Genomic DNA, 16065 nt, shown 5'->3' with positions numbered 1-16065 from the left:
TCCGCGATGTCCGCCGCCATCTCGTTGAACGCGACCGCGAGCTGCCCCACCTCGTCCCGCCCGGTCGCCCGCACGCGGCGGCTGTAGTCGCCGCGCCGCATCGCACCGACGGCCCAGGTCATCTCGCGCAGCGGGCGGGTCATGCCGTGGCCGACGACCTGCGAGATGACCAGCGCGATGCCGAGCGCCCCGAAGGTGGTGGTCGGCGCGAGCCATCCGATGCGGATGCGGAAGAACGTGAAAGCGGCGGCCCAGGACACCAGCACCACGGCGGCGATCTTCAACTTGATCGACCGCATCGGGTCGAGCGGTCGCGGCACCCGGTCCAGCAGCGCCCGAGCCCGCTCCCGCCGGGTCACCGGGGCACCTCCAGCGCGTAGCCGACGCTGTGCACGGTCCGGATGAGGTCGCCGCCGAGCTTGCGGCGCAACGCCTTGACGTGGCTGTCGACGGTCCGCGTGCCGGTCCCGTCCGGCCAGTCCCACACCTCGCTCAGCAGCCGCTCCCGCGACTGCACCGCGCGGGGCCGCTCGGCGAGGTGCACGAGCAGCTGGAACTCGGTGGGCGTCAGGTGCACCTCGCGGCCACCCCTGAGCACCCGCCGCTCCCCGAGGTCCACCTCGACGTCCCCGAGCACGATCCGCTCGCTCAGCGCCGCCCGCTCCCGGTCGACGCGCCGGAGCAGGGCGTGCACGCGGGCGGCGAGCTCGCGCAGCGAGAAGGGCTTGGTGAGGTAGTCGTCGGCCCCGACGGCGAGCCCGACGAGCAGGTCCGTCTCCTCACCGCGAGCCGTCAGCATGAGCACCGGCACCGCCCGCCGCGCCTGAACCCGACGGCACACCTCCAGCCCGTCGAAGCCGGGGAGCATGACGTCGAGCACGACGAGATCGACCCCCTCACCCAGCGCCCGCTCCACCCCGGAGGGCCCGTCGTGCGCGACGAGAACCTCGAACCCCTCGGCCCGCAGGCGAGCGGCGACCGAGTCGGCGATGGTCGGGTCGTCCTCGACGACCAGCACCCTGCGCGTCATGGGGGCGACTCTAGGGGCGGGGTGTGGAGGGGGGTGGGGGGAGTTGTGAAGGTTCTGTGGAGGGGGTTAGGCCTGCCGGGTCTGGCGGACGGGAACGGAAACGGATTCGCGGACCGGTGAGGTCGAGGACGCGCGAAGCGCCTTCGCCCCCACCGGTCCGCCGGGGCCTAACTCGCCACATTCCAGTGGGCGACGTACTTCGCCGACTCTGCGACGAGGACGCCGTCCAGATCGGCCCTGTTGGCGTTGGCGCGCAACTTGAACGCCTTGCCCCTGCGGGTGTCCAGCACCACCGGTGTCGCCCCCGGCAGAACCTCGGACATCACGTGCTCCATGATGCGGAGCATCAGATCCGTCGAGTCCTGGGTGAGCACGGGTGCCTTCACGTAGGGCAGGACGAGTCGCCTCTCACCCTTGGTCGATATCAGACCGATCAAGTGCCGGAACGTGATGGTCAGGTCGTTGATGGTCCAGGTCGTGTTCATGGCGGACACGCCCGTGCAATCCGCTTCGGAGAACCAGGTGATGAACCCCTGAGCGATTTCCCCGTAGTGGGAACCAGAAGCGCTGGCGCCTTGTCGACTGCCTTGTCGAGCACTCTTCGAGGGTCGGCGGAATCAACCGATTGCTTCATCGCAATCTTGATCGACTCGTAGGTGAAGTGCCCCTGGCTCGAGAGGTCGCTGTACATCCTGCGCTGTTCCTTGACGATCTTGGCGCATCCCTTGGGTGTGCTCATGGCGTAGTCCAGAAAGGACAAAGCGCCGATCTTCGGCTTCTCCAACTGGTGTATCACCATCCCTTGGTAGGCGACGCACCAGCCCGTTCGAGCGAATCGGGTCATTCCCCCTGTCGTGGGGACTTGAACGCTGTACAGTGTGAGGTGACCAACCTGTGCTGTAGAGCGTTGGCGTGTCGCGATGTGCAATCGCCTTGATTTTTTGAGTTCCACAAAAGGCTGGCCAAACCTTTACCTTGGGGTGGCGTTGGCCTTTTGTTTTTGAAACCATAGTTAAGATCGTCGGTGTCTGGCGAGACTCTCCTTTCAAGGTTCGCCCTGTCCGACCTGACGGGTTTAGTCTGAAGTGGACATGCGCTTCGCGCAAGCTATTCATGTTTGTTGCGTTCCAACACGTTCCAGTCCGGTCCGATCGCGAGTGTCACGGGTTGTGCACTCTTTGTGTCCGTCGACGTTCTGGCCTGCGTTTTTAGTTTTGTGGAGTGCTTCCATTGGTGGAGTGCTCAGCGTCCTGTTGGTCGCGAGGTGGCGAAACTTCACCCCTATGGGGTAAGGCGAGCGGTAAGATCAATATCGGGGGTGTCCGCTGCGCCGCAGTTGAGGGGGTGCTTCTCCCCGGTGGATCACCAGGTTCACCCACCTCGACGGGAACACCTGGAACGAGAACCTGAACACGAGTTCGACGTCCGGTCTCGCGTTTCGTCGTCCGGTGAGCCATCCCCGATCCTGGACCGCTTACCCGATGCGCGTTGTGTCGACCACGGGTGCGATGTGGTGGGCGACCTCCGGGATCTTCGCTGGCACCCGCCCCCGACCGGGCTACGCTGCACCCGTGGCCGAGGGTGCTGTGCTGGAAGCCGTGCTCGAGCGGATCACCTTCGCGAACGAGGAGACCGGGTACACCGTCGCCCGCGTGGACGCCGGGCGTGGCGCCGACCTGATCACCGTCGTCGGGGCCCTCCTCGGCGCGCAGCCCGGTGAGTCCATCCGGATGCGCGGGCGCTGGGGTTCGCACCCGCAGTACGGCAAGCAGTTCCACGTCGACGACTACACCACCGTCCTCCCCGCCACCATCCAGGGAATCCGCCGCTACCTCGGCTCCGGCCTGATCAAGGGCATCGGCCCCGTGCTCGCCGACCGGATCGTCACGCACTTCGGGGTGGACGCGCTCGACGTCATCGAGCAGCACCCCGAGCGCCTCATCGAGGTGCCCAAGCTCGGGCCCAAGCGGACGAGGATGATCGCCGCCGCGTGGGAGGAGCAGAAGGCCATCAAGGAGGTCATGGTCTTCCTCCAGGGTGTCGGGGTCTCGACCTCCCTCGCGGTGCGCGTCTACAAGCAGTACGCCGACCGCTCGATCGACGTCGTCCGCGAGGAGCCCTACCGGCTCGCCACCGACGTGTGGGGCATCGGGTTCCGCACCGCCGACGTCATCGCCAAGGCCGTCGGCATCCCGCACGACAGCCCCCAGCGCATCAAGGCGGGCCTCCAGTTCACGCTCTCCGAGGCCACCGGCAGCGGCAACTGCTTCCTGCCCGAGAACGAGCTCATCGGCGACGCCATCCGCATCCTCCAGGTCGACGCGGGCCTGGTCATCGACTGCCTCGCCGAGCTCGTCGACGAGGAGGGGGTGGTACGGGAGGTCCAGCCGGACGGTGAGGCCGCCGTCTACCTGATCCCCTTCCACCGCGCCGAGGTCTCACTCGCCACCCAGCTGCGCCGACTGCTCGCCGCCGACGGCGACCGCCTCCCCGCGTTCGCCTCCGTGGACTGGACCAAGGCCTTCCGCTGGCTCGGCGCCGAGCTGGAGGGCAAGCAGGAAGCCGCCGTGCGCCTCGCGCTCACCAACAAGGTCGCCGTGCTCACCGGCGGACCCGGCTGCGGCAAGAGCTTCACCGTGCGCTCGATCGTCCGGCTCGCCCTGGCCAAGGGCGCGAAGGTCGTGCTCGCCGCCCCCACGGGGCGCGCCGCGAAGCGGCTGGCCGAGCTGACCGGCCACGGGGCGTCCACCGTGCACCGCCTGCTGGAGCTCAAGCCCGGCGGTGACGCCGCCTACGACCGCGACCGGCCGCTCGACGCGGACCTGGTCGTCGTGGACGAGGCGTCCATGCTGGACCTGCTGCTCGCCAACAAGCTCGTCAAGGCCGTCCCTCCCGGCGCGCACCTGCTGCTGGTCGGCGACGTCGACCAGCTGCCCTCGGTGGGCGCGGGCGAGGTGCTGCGGGACGTGCTGGCCACCGGCAGCCCGGTGCCGAACGTGCGCCTCACGCACGTGTTCCGCCAGGCCCAGCAGTCCGGCGTGGTCACCAACGCGCACCGCATCAACGCGGGCGAACCCCCGGTGGTGCGGGGGATGGCGGACTTCTTCCTGTTCCCGGTCGAGGACGCCGAGGAGGCGGCCGAGCTGACCGTGGACGTGGTCGCGCGCCGCATCCCGCGCAAGTTCGGCCTGGACCCGCGCAAGGACGTGCAGGTCCTCGCCCCCATGCACCGGGGCGCGGCGGGCGCGGGCGGGCTCAACGCCGTGCTGCAGGAGGCGCTGACCCCCGCGCGCGATGGCCTGCCGGAGCGCAGGTTCGGCGGGCGGGTGTTCCGGGTCGGGGACAAGGTCACCCAGATCCGCAACAACTACGACAAGGGCGCGAACGGGGTCTTCAACGGCACGCTCGGGGTGGTCACCGGGATCGACCCGGTGGAGCAGAGGGTGACGGTCCGGACCGATGAGGACGAGGACGTGGATTATGAGTTCGGCGAGCTGGACGAGTTGACCCACGCCTACGCCATGACGATTCACCGTTCACAGGGCAGTGAGTACCCGTGCGTGGTCATCCCAATCACGACCAGCGCCTGGATGATGCTCCAGCGGAACCTGCTGTACACGGCGGTGACCCGCGCGAAGAAGCTCGTGGTGCTGGTCGGCTCGCGCAAGGCGATCGGGCAGGCGGTGCGCACGGTGGGCGCGGGGCGCCGCCACACCGCGCTCGACCACCGGCTCACCGGCGCGCTCTGATCACGCACCGCGACCGCCGGAGCCGGGCCGCCGAAGCTGGGCCACCGAAGCCGGGCCGCCGGAACCGCGCCGCCGGAGCCAGGCCACCGGAGCCGGGCCGCCGAAGCCGGGCCGCCGGAGCCGCGCCACCGGAACCGCGACCGCCACAACCCCGAGCCCCGCAACGCGGAGCGGCCCCCACCGGCACGGGAGTCCGGTGGGGGCCGCTCGGTCACGCGGTCGCGACTACTTCAGGCCGTTGCTGATCGCGGTGATCAGCTCGCCGTTGGCGGTGTCGCCGTCCAGCGCCCAGAAGAACGCGCCGCCCAGGCCCTGGCCCTTGGCGTAGCTCATCTTCCCGCCGATGGTGGCCGGGGTGTCGTAGCTCCACCACTGGTTGCCGCAGTACGCGTAGGCGGTGCCGCCCACGGTCCCGGTGGCCGGGCACCTGGTCTTCAGGACCTTGTAGTCCTCGATGCCCTGCTCGTAGGTGCCGGGGGCCGGGCCGGTCGCGCTGCCGCCGGGGGCGGCCTGCGTGACGCCCGCCCAGCCGCGGCCGTAGAACCCGATGCCCAGCAGCAGCTTCGACGACGGGACGCCCTTCGCCTTCAGCTTCTTGATCGCGGCGTCCGAGTGGAAGTCCGCGGTCGGGATGCCCGCGTAGCCGGTGAGCGGCGAGTGCGGGGCCGTCGGGCCGGTCGGGGCGAACGCGCCGAAGTAGTCGTAGGTCATGACGTTGTACCAGTCGAGGTACTGCGCCGCGCCCGCGTAGTCCGCCGCGTCGATCTTGCCGCCGCTGGTGCCGTCCGCCGTGATCGCGGCCGTCACCAGGTTGTTCGGGCCGAACTTGGCGCGCAGCGCCTGGGACAGGTTCTTGAACGCGGCGAAACCGCTGCTGTCGCAGGACAGGCCGCAGGCGTTCGGGTACTCCCAGTCGATGTCGATGCCGTCGAAGACGTCGGCCCACTTGGAGTTCTCGACCAGGTTGTAGCAGGACTCGGCGAACGCGGCCGGGTTCTGCGCGGCCTGGCCGAAGCCGCCGGACCAGGTCCAGCCGCCGAACGACCACAGCACCTTGATGTGCGGGTAGGCCTTCTTCAGCTTGCGCAGCTGGTTGAAGTTGCCGCGCAGCGAGCCGTCCCAGGTGTCGGCCACGCCGTCGACGCTCTCCGCCGCGGTGAAGGCCTTCTCGGTGGCGGCGTCGCCGTCGCCCATGACGCACTGGCCGTTGGTCACGTTGCCGAACGCGTAGTTGATGTGCGTCAGCTTCGCGGCCGAGCCGCTGGTCACGATGTTCTTCACGTAGTACTTGCGGGCGTAGATGCCCCAGTCCGTGAAGTAGCCCAGGTTCTTGGCGCCGCCGGGCTGGGGCGGGTTCGACGTGGTCGTCGTCGGACCGGTGGTGGTGGTCGTCGTCGACGTGGTCGTCGTGGTGGTCGGGTTGGTCCCGCCCGCGTCGCAGGACGCGCCGTTCAGCTTGCAGTTCGTGGGACCGGTGTAGGTGCCGGTGTACGAGACGTTGAAGCCGAAGCTGGCCGTGCCGCCCGCCGGGAGCGCCCCGTTCCAGGTGCCCTTGACGGTGGTGCGCTGACCGCTGGTGGTGTGGCTGCCGTCCCACAGCGAGGTGACGCGGTGGTTGGCGGGCAGGTCGAACTCGACCGTCCAGGAGGAGAGCGCGCTCGTGCTGCCGTTCTTGATCGTGTACTTGCCCTCGTAGCCGGTGCCCCAGTCGCTGCCCTTGGTGAAGGTGGCGGAGACGCCGCCCGCACCACTGGCCGAGGGGACGACCAGGAGGCCGACACCCAGGGCGGCGACGGCCGTGAACAAGGCCGTGAGATGCCATCTGGTCTTCGACATGTGTTCCTCGCAGGGAAACTCGTTGCAGGGTGAGGCAAACATGTGGTTCAGACCACTTACCGGTCAAGGTCTAGACCACTTCATCACTCCAAAGGACTAGTGGTACTCCGGGAGGGCGGGCCGTGGGAACCCCTGACAACACCTCGGGGTCGGCTCAGACCCAGGGGGGAGGGCGAGGTCATCCCGCGGGGAGACGACGCGGGGCGGTCCCCACCAGCAGGATCGGCGGCAGTTCCGTGGTGACGGCACGGACCCGACGAACCGGAGGACGCGTTGAGGCTCACGAGGGGGACCGCGCTCGTCGCGGCGGCTTCGCTGGCACTGGTGGGGGTCGCGGGGACGGCGACGGCCGCGCCGTCCGCGGTCGAGGGCGCGGCGGGGGAGCGCATCGACCGGGCCGCGGTGCAGAAGGCGCTGGACGAGGTGGCCGCGCTGGGCGCGCAGGGCGTCCAGGTGCGGCTGACCGACGGGCGGCAGCAGCTCACCGCGCGGGCGGGCGCCGCCGAGCGCGGCTCGTCCCGGCCCGTCCCGCTGAACGGGCGGTACCGGATCGGGAGCATCACCAAGACGTTCGTCTCGGTCGTGGTGCTCCAGCTGGTCGGCGAGGGCAAGGCCGAGCTCGACCAGCCGATCTCCCGCCACCTGCCCGGACTGCTGCCCGACGGCGACCGGATCACCGTCCGGATGCTGCTCCAGCACACCAGCGGGCTCCACGACTACACCGCCGACCTGTTCGCGGACCTCACCGACTTCGAGACGCTGCGCTGGCGCACCTGGCAGCCGTCGGAGCTGATCGCGCTCTCCACCGCCGAGCCGCTCGACTTCGAGCCCGGCAGCCGGTGGAGCTACTCCAACACCAACTACGTCGTCCTCGGCGAGCTGATCGCGAAGCTCACCGGCAGGCCGTACGGCGACGCCGTGGAGCGCCGCGTCCTCAAGCCGCTGGGGCTGCGCGACACCAGCGTGCCCGGCACGCGGGTGGACGTCCCCGGCCCGCACGCCCACGGGTACCTGCGGTACGCGCCTGGGAAGTTCACCGACGCCACCAGGCTCAACCCGTCCATGGCCCACGCGGCGGGCGAGATGATCTCCACGACGGCGGACACCGACCGGTTCGTCGAGGCGCTGCTGGGCGGGGAGCTGCTCAAGCCCGCGCTGCTGGCCGAGATGCTCAGGACCAGCGAGCTGAGCCCGGACTACGGCCTGGGCGTCGAGCGGGTGGACGTGCCCTGCGGGAAGGTCGCCCACGGCCACAGCGGCGGCATCCCCGGCTACAGCTCGCTGGTGATCAGCACCGACGACACCCGCCAGCGGCTGGAGCTGTCCGTCACCACCGGCCCGGACCTGCGGGAGCAGCCGAGCGAGGCGCTGCACGCGCTGCTCACCGAGGTGTTCTGCTGATCCCCTGATCCCGCCGAGCCCCCTCGCGCCACCGGGGCGACCGCCGTCCAGCCCGGCGGCGCGAGGGGCGTCGACCGGGCGGTGGTCCACGCGGACCGCCGCCCGGTCCGGCGTCTGGTCCGGCGTCCGCCCGGCATCCCCCCGCGGCGTCCGGCGCGGCTCTCGGGCGGCTGCCGTGCGGGATGCCGAATCCCCGTCCGGAGCAATCCCTCAACCCTAAAACAACACCATGGCGTAACTACCGAGCGTGCCAGAATGACCACGTGCCGAACTTGCGCTTCCTGCGCGGCTACAACGACGCGGTCGTGCTGGGACTGGCCAGGTCCGGCGCGGTGACCAGGGTCGAGCTGGCCGAGCGCAGCGGGCTCACCCCGCAGGCCGTCTCCAAGATCGTCAACCGGCTCATCGACGACGGCCTCCTGCTGGAGTCCGGCACCCGCAACGTCGGCGTCGGCAAGCCCCGCACCCTCCTCAAGCTCGCCGCCGACCGCAGGCTCGCCCTCGGCGCCCAGGTCGAGCGGGACGAGCTGCGGGTCGTGCTCGCCGACCTCGCGGGCGACGTGGTCGGCCGCGCCGTCGCCCCGCTGCCGCCCGAGTTCGGGCCCGACGCGTTCGTCGCCGAGCTGGCCGCGCTCGCCGACCGGCTGCGCACCCCCGACGTGGAGGAGCGCCTGCTGGGACTGGGGATCGGGTTCGTCGGGCCGCTCGACCACCGCACCGGCACCGTGCTCGACCCGAACGGGCTGGCCGGGTGGACCGAGGTGCCGCTGCGCGACCTGGCCGAGAAGCGCCTCGGGCTGCCGGTGGTGGTGGACAAGGACACCAACGCGGCGATCGTGGCCGAGTCCTGGCGGCGCGGCGAGGAGCTGCGCGACGCGGTGCTGGTGTGGGTCGGCACCGGGCTCGGCGCGGGGCTGCTGCTCGACGGGCGGGTGCACCGGGGCGCGCGGACCAACGCGGGCGAGTTCGGGCACACCTCGATCCAGCTGGACGGGCCGCCGTGCGTGTGCGGGCGGGCCGGGTGCGCCGAGGCGGTGCACAACGCGGCGGCCACGCGCGGTGACCTCGGGGCGGCCACCACGGCGGTCGGGGTGGCGGTCGCCGGGCTCGTGCAGGTGCTCGACGTGGAGCGCGTGGTGCTCGCCGGGCGCGCCGTCCTCGCCCAGCCCGAAGCGTATGCGGAGGGTGTTCGTTACCACCTGCCGAAACACGATTGGCTGGTCGTCGATGTCGAAGTGACCCCGTTGGGTGACGACTTGGTTGCTGCGGGTGCCGCGATGCTGGTTCTGAGCGAGTTCTACGGACGTCCGCGCTGACTCGCCGCACGTCCGCGCGGCGGCGGGTGATTCACTGTGCGGCATGTATGCGCTCCGCTACGCCGTCGGCACCGACACCGGTCAGCGCCGTGAGGCCAACGAAGACTCGGTGCACTGCGGCGAGCGCCTGTTCGCCGTCGCGGACGGCATGGGCGGCCACGCCTTCGGCGAGGTGGCCAGTTCGATCGCGGTCGCGGTGCTCGCCGACGTGGACGTCGACGCCGACGACCCGCTGACCGAGCTGGCGGCGGCCACCCGCGAGATCGCGGTGCGGCTGACCGACCTGGCCGAGGAGAACTTCGACATGCGCGGCATGGGGACCACCCTCACCGCGCTGCTGTGGGACGGCGAGGAGAAGCGCTTCGCGGTGTGCCACATCGGCGACTCGCGCGCCTACCTGTCGCGCGGCGGGGAGCTGACCCAGATCACCAGGGACCACACCGTGGTGCAGGCGATGGTCGACGACGGCCGCATGGCCGCCGAGCAGGCCGCCGCCCACCCCGGCCGGTCCATGCTGATGCGGGCCCGGCAGGCGGGGAGCGCGCACGACGCCGACCTGTTCTTCCACGAGGTCCAGCCCGGCGACCGCTACCTGATCTGCTCGGACGGCCTGAGCGACGTGGTCGCCGCCGGGGAGATCGGCAGGCTGCTGACGGCGGACGAGGACCGGGACGCGGTCATCGCCTCGCTGATCGCCGCCGCGAACGGCGAGGGCGGGCCGGACAACATCACCTGCATCGTGGTGGACGTCGAGGGCGCGTAGCCCGCGCTAGCGGCGACCCCGCCCGGCGGCCCCCGAGGTCGCGCGCGGGTCGCCGGGGCGCGCCCCGACCACCCCGAGATCCAACCCGAACAGGTCGAACAGGGCACTTTCACCGGTGCGGGTGACCTGGAGCGCCCGGCCGCTGCCGACCGGGCGGACCCAGTCGCGCTCGCGCAGGTGCGCGCACAACCAGACGCCCGCCGAGCCCGCGAGGTGGTCGCGCCGCTCGGTCCAGTCCAGGCAGGCCCTGGCGGCGGGGCGGTCGCGCGGCAGCACGGCGCCCAGGCCGGCGAGCCAGGCGTCGCCCTCGGCGGTGAGGACGAGCGCGCCGGGCGAGGTGGTGGGACCGCCGTCGCCGGGGCCCGCGTCCAGCAGCCCGGCGGCGACCATGGAGTCGGTGATGGCGACGCCGAGCGCCCCCGCGAGGTGGTCGTAGCAGGTCCGGGCGCGGGCGAGCGCCGCCGAGGCGACCGAGGCCCGCAACCCGCCGGTCGGCCGCGCGGGACCGGCGTGCGCGAGCAGCGCCTCCAGGAGCCCGGCGACGGACGGGTCGGCGAGCCGCAGGTACCGCCACCGCCCCTGCCGCCGCTCGACCAGCAACCCGCCGGACACCAGCCGCGCCAGGTGCTCGCTCGCGGTGGACGCCGAGACCCCGGCCGCCCGCGCCAGCTCCCCGGCCGTCCACGCCCGCCCGTCGAGCAGCGCGAGGCACATGGCGGCCCGACTCCGATCCGCGACCAACCCGGCCAGCGCCGCGACCCGCTCCGCGCTCATCCCGCCCCCCACTCCCACCACCCGCACCGGCGCCTGCGCCGACCGCCCCGCCTCGATCCCCGGCCCGGTCCCGATCCTCCGGTCCGCTGACCAGGTCTTTCGCATCCCCCACCCGCGGGGTGTGGCGCATCCCGCACTTTCGCCGCCCACCCCGCCCCGGCCGTCCCCACCCCGCCCGGCCGTCACCGGCCGCCCCCTCACCGCCCGCCGCGCATCCCGTCGATCGCCAGGTCCAGCAGCCGCTCGGCCTGCCCGTCGTCCCCGCGCGGCTCGGTCACCAGCGAGATCCCGTTCACCATCGCCAGCACGTCCTCGCCCCGCACCCCGTCCCGCACCGCCCCCGCCTCGTGGGCCCGCCGCAGCAACCCCTCCAGCGCCGCGGTGATCCGCCCGCCGCAGCCGTCCTGCCGCCCGCAGTCCTCGGGTTCGGGCAGCAGCGCGGCGACCAGCCCCCGGCTCGTGGACGCGTGCTCCACGAAGTCCCGCAGCCACGCGAGCAGCGCGTCCCCCGGCGCGAGCCCGGCCGCGTGCTCGTCGGCCCGCGCGCACAGCGCCTCCAGCCGGTCGCGGAACACCGACTCCAGGAGCGCCTGCCTGCCGGGGAAGTGCCGGTGCAGCGTCGCCGACCCGACGCCGGCCCGCCGCGCGATCTCCTCCAGCGACGCCCCCGCCCCGTCCCGCCGGAAGACCTCCTGCGCGGCGGCCACGATCCGGTCCACGTTCCGCTGCGCGTCGGCCCGCAGCCGCCGCCCGCCGACCTCGGCCACGGACCACCTCCGACCCCACGAAGTGGAGGACCTCCCCACTTCTGCGCCACGGTACCGGACACCAAGTGGGGTGCCACCCCGCTTAAGTCGACCAGGAGTCCCCGTGCGCGCCGCCCGGTACCACCGCTTCGGTCCCCCCGACGTCCTGCGGGTCGAGGACGTCCCCGACCCCGAGCCCGGCCCCGGCGAGGTCCTCGTCCGGGTCCGCGCCGCCAGCGTCGAGGGCGGTGAGCAGTCCTTCCGCTCCGGCAAGCTGCGCCTGCTCGCCCGAGGCCCCTTCCCGAGGGGCGTCGGCACCGGGTTCAGCGGCCACGTCGCCGCGCTCGGCGCGGGCGTGCGCGGCAGGCGCGTCGGCGACCCGGTGTGGGGGCTCGTCCCGCACCTGACCACGGGCTCGGCCGCCGAGCTGGTCGTCGTGCCGCAGGACCGGATCGCCCGCGCCCCCGGCAACCTCGACCTCCTCGCCGCCGCCGCGCTCCCGGTCTCCGGCACCACGGCCATCACCGCCCTGCGCCACGAGGCCCGCCTGGTCGCGGGCGAGCGGCTGCTCGTGCGCGGGGCCGCCGCCGAGTCCGGCGCGCTGCGACCGGACGTGGACACCGTGTTCGCCCTGGCCGACGTCGCCGACGCGCACCGCGCGCTCGAAGCGGGCGGCGTCCGGGGCAAGCACCTGGTGGAGGTCCAGCCCTGACGGAGCCCACTTCGGCGCGCGCCGAACCGTCCCGCCCCTACCGTCGCGGCATGGACCTGGACCTCCCCGTGCCCCCGGTGCCGCCCGCGACCAGCGGCGTCGCCTGGCTGCGGGCCACCGTCGCCCGCTTCAGCGAAGGCGAGGCGCACACCCGCCGCAGGGCGCTGGCCGAGCGGCTCCTGGCCGCGATCCCGCCGGAGTCCCTGCGCAGGCCCGGCGACCACGTGGCCACCCTCGCCGAAGCCCTCGGCGCGCCCCGCGCGATCGCCCGCGACGTGCGCCTCACCGCCTCCGCCTACCACCCGCACCTGCCCCCGTCCCCGGCCGCCGACGCCGCGGTGGCCCGCCTGGTGGCCGCCTTCGGCAACCGCTGGGACGAGCCCACCGCCGCCCGGATCGGCCTGCTGGTCCAGGCCACCACCGCCACCGACGCGCTGATCGCGGGCGCCACCCCCGCGGTGCCCGCGACCAGGCGGGTCCGGGACGGGCAGGTCGTGGAGGTGCCCCTGGCCGAGCACCCGTTCGGCGCGGGCCGCCACGCCTGCCCAGGGCGGGCGCACGCGCTGGCCGCGGCCGAGGGCGCGCGGGCGTTCCACCGCCTGCACCACGCCGACACCCCGCTGCTGCTGCCGAACGCCTGGGACTCGGCCTCCGCCACCGCGCTGGCCGAGGCCGGGTTCGCGGCGGTCGGCACCACCAGCCTCGGCGTCGCGGCGGCGGCCGGACTCCCCGCCGCCGAGGGCCGCGCCAAGGCCGAGACCCTCGCGCTGGCCGCGCGGATCACCCACCTGCCGGTCCCGGTCACCGTCGACGTGGAGGCCGGGTTCGGCGCCGACCCCGCCGACCTCGCCGCCGAGCTGCACGCCCTGGGCGTCGCGGGCGTCAACGTCGAGGACGGCCGGGGCGACCACCTCGCCGACCCCGCCGAGCAGGCCGACCTGATCCGCCGCGCCAAGGCCGCCGCCCCGGCGCTGTTCGTCAACGCGCGGGTCGACTGCCACTGGCTCGGGATCGACCGCGCCTCGGCCCTGGACCGCGCCCTGCGCTACGCCGACGCGGGCGCGGACGGCGTGTTCCTGCCGGGCCTCGCCGACCCCGCCGGGATCGAGCGCGCCGTCGCCGCCCTGCCCGTGCCGCTGAACCTGCTGGCGCAGCTGGACTTCCGCACCCTGGCCGACCTCGGCGTCAAGCGGGTCAGCACCGGGTCGCTGCTGTTCCGCGCCGCGCTGGGCGCGGCCGTCGCGACCGCCGAGGCGTTCCGCGACGGCCTGCCCACCCCGGAGGTCCCGTCGTACGAGCGGGTGCAGGCGCTGGCTCAGCGCGGGTAGACCTCCCGCGCCCAGGTGGCGAACGACCGGGCGGGCCGCCCCAGCACCTCGGCGACCGTCCCGGTCACCACCTCGTTGCCGCCGCCGCGCACCAGCTCGACCCCCTCGGCGAGCACCCGCGCGCTCGCCTCCGGCAGCCCGGCCACCAGCTGCTCCAGCGGAACGTCCGCGGTGGACCAGTTCCGGCCGGTGATCCCGTTCAGCACCGCCACCTGCTCGGGCACGCTCAGCACCTCCGGCCCGGTCAGCACCAGCTCGCCCGAGCACTGCCCGAGCAGCGCGGCCACCGCCACCTCGGCCACGTCGCGCGGGTCGACCACCCCGGACCCGCCGTCCCCGAACGGGTTCGGCACCGGGTCGCCGCCCCAGCGCAGGGCGTTGGAGGCGAACGCGCTCGGCTTGAGCACCGCCCACTCCGGCCGCTCCCGCACCAGCGCCTCCGTCGGCAGGTGCGGTCGGGCAGGCCCCACCCGGCCGATCGCGGACAGCTTCACCACCCGCCGCACGTGCGGGGCCGCCGCCAGCACCGCCCGGTCGTGGACGGGCACGTCCGGGCCGCCCGGCGACACCAGCAGCAGCGCGTCCACCCCCTCGGCCGCCGCGCGCAGCGACGCCGGGTCGCCGTAGTCGACGGGGAACGCCGAGGTGCGGGACGCGGCGCGGTGCGGAACGCCGCGCTCGGACAGCAGCCGGGACACCGCGCCGCCGATGGTGCCCGAGGCACCGGTGATCAGGATCATGCGGCCCAGCCTGGCCGGGCGACCGGTGCGGAATCTTGGAGAAATCGGCGCTGTTGCCCACGGACATGCGCCCGCTGGTCGACTCGCACGACGTGATCACCCTCCGGCCGGGCACCGGCGTCCTCCTCCCGGACCCGGCGGTCACCGTGGTGCTGTGCACGGTCACCCGCGAGCCGTTCGTGCTCGGCCCCCGCACCACCGCCACCTACTTCGCGGGCGGCTCCGCCGTCCGGCACCTGCTGCGGCTGGCCCCCGCGGCGGCCGCCGTCCTCGGCCTCCCGGCGGCCGACCTGGTGGACGGCTCGGCCCCGCTGCGCGCGCTGTGGGGCGACACCGCCGCGGACGCCGTCGCCGCCGACCCCGAGGCGTTCGCCGCGCTGGCCCACGAGCGCGGGGCGGTCCGCCCCGAACCCCGGCACGCCGCGCTGGTGACCGCCGCGACGGCCCAGCTGCGCCACCGCACCGTCGCGGACGCGGCGAGGGCGCTGCACCTGGGGGAGCGGCGCCTGCGGGAGGTGTTCACCGCGGCGACCGGCCTGCCGCCCAAGCGGTACGCGGTGCTCGACCGGGTCCGCCGGGCGGCGCTGGACCGGGGCGGCGACCGCACCTGGGCCGCGCGGGCCGCCGACCTCGGCTACCACGACCAGGCGCACCTGGCCGCCGACTTCCGCGCGGTCTTCCGCATCCCGCCCAGCGCCTTCGCGGCGGCCAGGTTCCCCGAACCGACCACCTGCCGCCCACCCGCCGACCCGCGCTGACCGGCCACGACGGGCGCTCGGGAAGAACGTCCGAAAAAATCCCCGGCACGTGTCGATCCGGGCCCCACCCCGATCGTCGCCGTGGTGAGGAGACCGGGAGGGACCCGGTCGAGACCGCAGGGGAGTCCCAGATGCGCTTCATGGTCCTGGTCAAGGCCACCGCCGACAGCGAAGCGGGCGTCATGCCCACCCCGGAGGAGCTGACCGCGATGGGCGCCTTCAACGAGGAGCTGGTCAAGGCGGGCATCCTGCTCGCGGGCGAGGGCCTGCACCCCAGCTCGAACGCCGTGCGGGTCAAGTTCTCCGGCGACGGCACCACCGTCGTGGACGGCCCGTTCGCGGAGACCAAGGAGCTGCTCGCCGGCTTCTGGATCCTGGAGCTGCCCAGCTGGGACGAGGTCGTGGCGTGGGTCAGGCGCGTCCCGAACGTGACCGGCGCCGAGTCCGAGCTGGAGATCCGCCAGATCTTCAGCGACGAGGACTTCGCCTACGCGGGCGAGGAGATCGTGGCCAAGGAGAAGGAGCTGCGCGCCCGCGCCGAGAACAACGGCTGAGCGCCGCGCGGACGGGCCCGACCGGTCGTGAACCCCGGTCCGGCCCGTCCGGCGGGCCTCCGGCCGGGAGCCGCCGGTTACCCTCTCCGGGTGAGCGATCCCGCCGCCCGCCGCGCCGTCGAGGCGGTCTGGCGGATCGAGGCGTCCCGGCTCATCGCCGCCCTGGCGGCCTTCACCCGCGACCTCGGGCTCGCCGAGGAGCTCGCCCAGGACGCCCTGGTCGCCGCGCTGGAGCGGTGGCCGTCCACCGGCATCCCGGACAACCCCGGAGCCTGGCTGACCGCGGTCGCCAAGCGCCGCGCGATCGACGGCTGGCGCCGCCGCGAGCGCTACGACGAGCGGCTCGCCGCGATCGCGC

The 16065-nt window shown here is 73.3% G+C and carries 17 protein-coding genes; 9 read left to right on the top strand and 8 right to left on the bottom strand.

All coding sequences use genetic code 11. From position 1 onward, the window contains the following. The 4 genes from ACTUAL_RS22895 to ACTUAL_RS22880 form a co-directional block, all read right to left on the bottom strand. On the bottom strand, positions 1 to 359 hold a 359-nt coding region (locus ACTUAL_RS22895), incomplete at its 3' end, for a HAMP domain-containing protein (protein ID WP_440901683.1). Next, the gene (locus tag ACTUAL_RS22890; RefSeq protein WP_177154443.1) at positions 356 to 1030 is read right to left on the bottom strand and encodes a response regulator transcription factor; all 675 of its coding nucleotides are present in this window, start codon (positions 1028 to 1030) and stop codon (positions 356 to 358) included. The genes ACTUAL_RS22895 and ACTUAL_RS22890, both read right to left, overlap by 4 nt. Before the next feature lie 167 nt (positions 1031 to 1197). Further along, positions 1198 to 1524, bottom strand: coding sequence for a hypothetical protein (locus ACTUAL_RS22885; protein ID WP_440901682.1), 327 nt, complete (start codon positions 1522 to 1524; stop codon positions 1198 to 1200). Continuing rightward, positions 1512 to 1814, bottom strand: a complete 303-nt coding sequence (locus ACTUAL_RS22880) for a hypothetical protein (RefSeq protein ID WP_440901681.1) — start codon at positions 1812 to 1814, stop codon at positions 1512 to 1514. The genes ACTUAL_RS22885 and ACTUAL_RS22880 overlap by 13 nt, the downstream gene beginning before the upstream one ends. 787 nt (positions 1815 to 2601) lie before the next feature. Between ACTUAL_RS22880 and recD2 the strand changes: the two genes are divergently transcribed. Then, entirely contained in the window at positions 2602 to 4779 is a 2178-nt protein-coding gene (gene recD2, locus ACTUAL_RS22875) for an SF1B family DNA helicase RecD2 (RefSeq protein ID WP_440901680.1), read from the top strand. A gap of 225 nt (positions 4780 to 5004) precedes the next feature. Here recD2 and ACTUAL_RS22870 read toward each other — a convergent pair whose 3' ends face one another. After that, positions 5005 to 6615, bottom strand: coding sequence for a glycosyl hydrolase family 18 protein (locus tag ACTUAL_RS22870; RefSeq protein WP_440901679.1), 1611 nt, complete (start codon positions 6613 to 6615; stop codon positions 5005 to 5007). A 273-nt stretch (positions 6616 to 6888) separates the two neighbouring features. On the opposite strand from ACTUAL_RS22870, the gene ACTUAL_RS22865 reads away from it, so the two are divergent. The 3 genes from ACTUAL_RS22865 to ACTUAL_RS22855 all read left to right on the top strand — a co-directional run bounded on the left by ACTUAL_RS22865 (position 6889) and on the right by ACTUAL_RS22855 (position 10095). Continuing rightward, on the top strand, positions 6889 to 8016 hold the full coding sequence (locus tag ACTUAL_RS22865) for a serine hydrolase domain-containing protein (protein WP_440901678.1): 1128 nt from the start codon (positions 6889 to 6891) through the stop codon (positions 8014 to 8016). 263 nt (positions 8017 to 8279) lie between these two features. Further along, positions 8280 to 9332 carry an ROK family protein gene (locus ACTUAL_RS22860; protein WP_440901677.1) on the top strand — a complete coding sequence of 351 codons (1053 nt, stop codon included), beginning with the start codon at positions 8280 to 8282 and terminating at the stop codon, positions 9330 to 9332. Between the two features lie 43 nt (positions 9333 to 9375). Further along, positions 9376 to 10095 (top strand): PP2C family protein-serine/threonine phosphatase, encoded by a 720-nt coding sequence (locus ACTUAL_RS22855; protein WP_440901676.1) that lies wholly within the window; start codon positions 9376 to 9378, stop codon positions 10093 to 10095. Positions 10096 to 10101: 6 nt separating this feature from the next. On the opposite strand, the gene ACTUAL_RS22850 is transcribed toward ACTUAL_RS22855, so the two are convergent. Further along, the gene (locus ACTUAL_RS22850) at positions 10102 to 10869 is read right to left on the bottom strand and encodes an ArsR/SmtB family transcription factor (RefSeq protein WP_440901675.1); all 768 of its coding nucleotides are present in this window, start codon (positions 10867 to 10869) and stop codon (positions 10102 to 10104) included. A gap of 197 nt (positions 10870 to 11066) precedes the next feature. Next, positions 11067 to 11636, bottom strand: a complete 570-nt coding sequence (locus tag ACTUAL_RS22845) for a TetR/AcrR family transcriptional regulator (RefSeq protein WP_198320571.1) — start codon at positions 11634 to 11636, stop codon at positions 11067 to 11069. Positions 11637 to 11739: 103 nt separating this feature from the next. On the opposite strand from ACTUAL_RS22845, the gene ACTUAL_RS22840 reads away from it, so the two are divergent. Both ACTUAL_RS22840 and ACTUAL_RS22835 read left to right on the top strand, forming a co-directional pair. Beyond that, complete coding sequence (locus ACTUAL_RS22840; protein WP_440901674.1) at positions 11740 to 12327, top strand: alcohol dehydrogenase catalytic domain-containing protein; 588 nt, start codon at positions 11740 to 11742, stop codon at positions 12325 to 12327. Between the two features lie 50 nt (positions 12328 to 12377). Continuing rightward, positions 12378 to 13655, top strand: coding sequence for an isocitrate lyase/PEP mutase family protein (locus tag ACTUAL_RS22835; RefSeq protein WP_440901673.1), 1278 nt, complete (start codon positions 12378 to 12380; stop codon positions 13653 to 13655). Here the strand turns inward: ACTUAL_RS22835 and ACTUAL_RS22830 are convergent. Then, positions 13643 to 14395: an SDR family NAD(P)-dependent oxidoreductase gene (locus ACTUAL_RS22830; RefSeq protein ID WP_440901672.1), complete on the bottom strand. Its 753-nt coding sequence runs from the start codon at positions 14393 to 14395 to the stop codon at positions 13643 to 13645. The two genes, ACTUAL_RS22835 and ACTUAL_RS22830, sit on opposite strands and share 13 nt — an antisense overlap. Before the next feature lie 53 nt (positions 14396 to 14448). On the opposite strand from ACTUAL_RS22830, the gene ACTUAL_RS22825 reads away from it, so the two are divergent. From ACTUAL_RS22825 to ACTUAL_RS22815, 3 genes are all read left to right on the top strand, one after another. Next, positions 14449 to 15153, top strand: a complete 705-nt coding sequence (locus ACTUAL_RS22825) for a helix-turn-helix domain-containing protein (protein WP_440901671.1) — start codon at positions 14449 to 14451, stop codon at positions 15151 to 15153. A 131-nt stretch (positions 15154 to 15284) separates the two neighbouring features. Continuing rightward, complete coding sequence (locus tag ACTUAL_RS22820; protein ID WP_440901670.1) at positions 15285 to 15707, top strand: YciI family protein; 423 nt, start codon at positions 15285 to 15287, stop codon at positions 15705 to 15707. Between the two features lie 90 nt (positions 15708 to 15797). Further along, the coding region (locus tag ACTUAL_RS22815) for a sigma factor (protein WP_440901669.1) at positions 15798 to 16065 on the top strand (268 nt) is incomplete at its 3' end.

The sequence above is a fragment of the Actinosynnema sp. genome, from assembly GCF_052038725.1.
This window is presented reverse-complemented; position numbering and strand designations above follow the sequence as displayed.

What these genes read in the sequence shown, in the direction of transcription:
- ACTUAL_RS22870 (WP_440901679.1), bottom strand. Translation starts at nt 6,615, where the DNA reads ATGTCGAAGACCAGATGGCATCTCACGGCCTTGTTCACGGCCGTCGCC.
- ACTUAL_RS22855 (WP_440901676.1), top strand. Translation starts at nt 9,376, where the DNA reads ATGTATGCGCTCCGCTACGCCGTCGGCACCGACACCGGTCAGCGCCGT.
- ACTUAL_RS22830 (WP_440901672.1), bottom strand. Translation starts at nt 14,395, where the DNA reads ATGATCCTGATCACCGGTGCCTCGGGCACCATCGGCGGCGCGGTGTCC.
- ACTUAL_RS22890 (WP_177154443.1), bottom strand. Translation starts at nt 1,030, where the DNA reads ATGACGCGCAGGGTGCTGGTCGTCGAGGACGACCCGACCATCGCCGAC.
- ACTUAL_RS22820 (WP_440901670.1), top strand. Translation starts at nt 15,285, where the DNA reads ATGCGCTTCATGGTCCTGGTCAAGGCCACCGCCGACAGCGAAGCGGGC.
- ACTUAL_RS22835 (WP_440901673.1), top strand. Translation starts at nt 12,378, where the DNA reads ATGGACCTGGACCTCCCCGTGCCCCCGGTGCCGCCCGCGACCAGCGGC.
- ACTUAL_RS22850 (WP_440901675.1), bottom strand. Translation starts at nt 10,869, where the DNA reads ATGAGCGCGGAGCGGGTCGCGGCGCTGGCCGGGTTGGTCGCGGATCGG.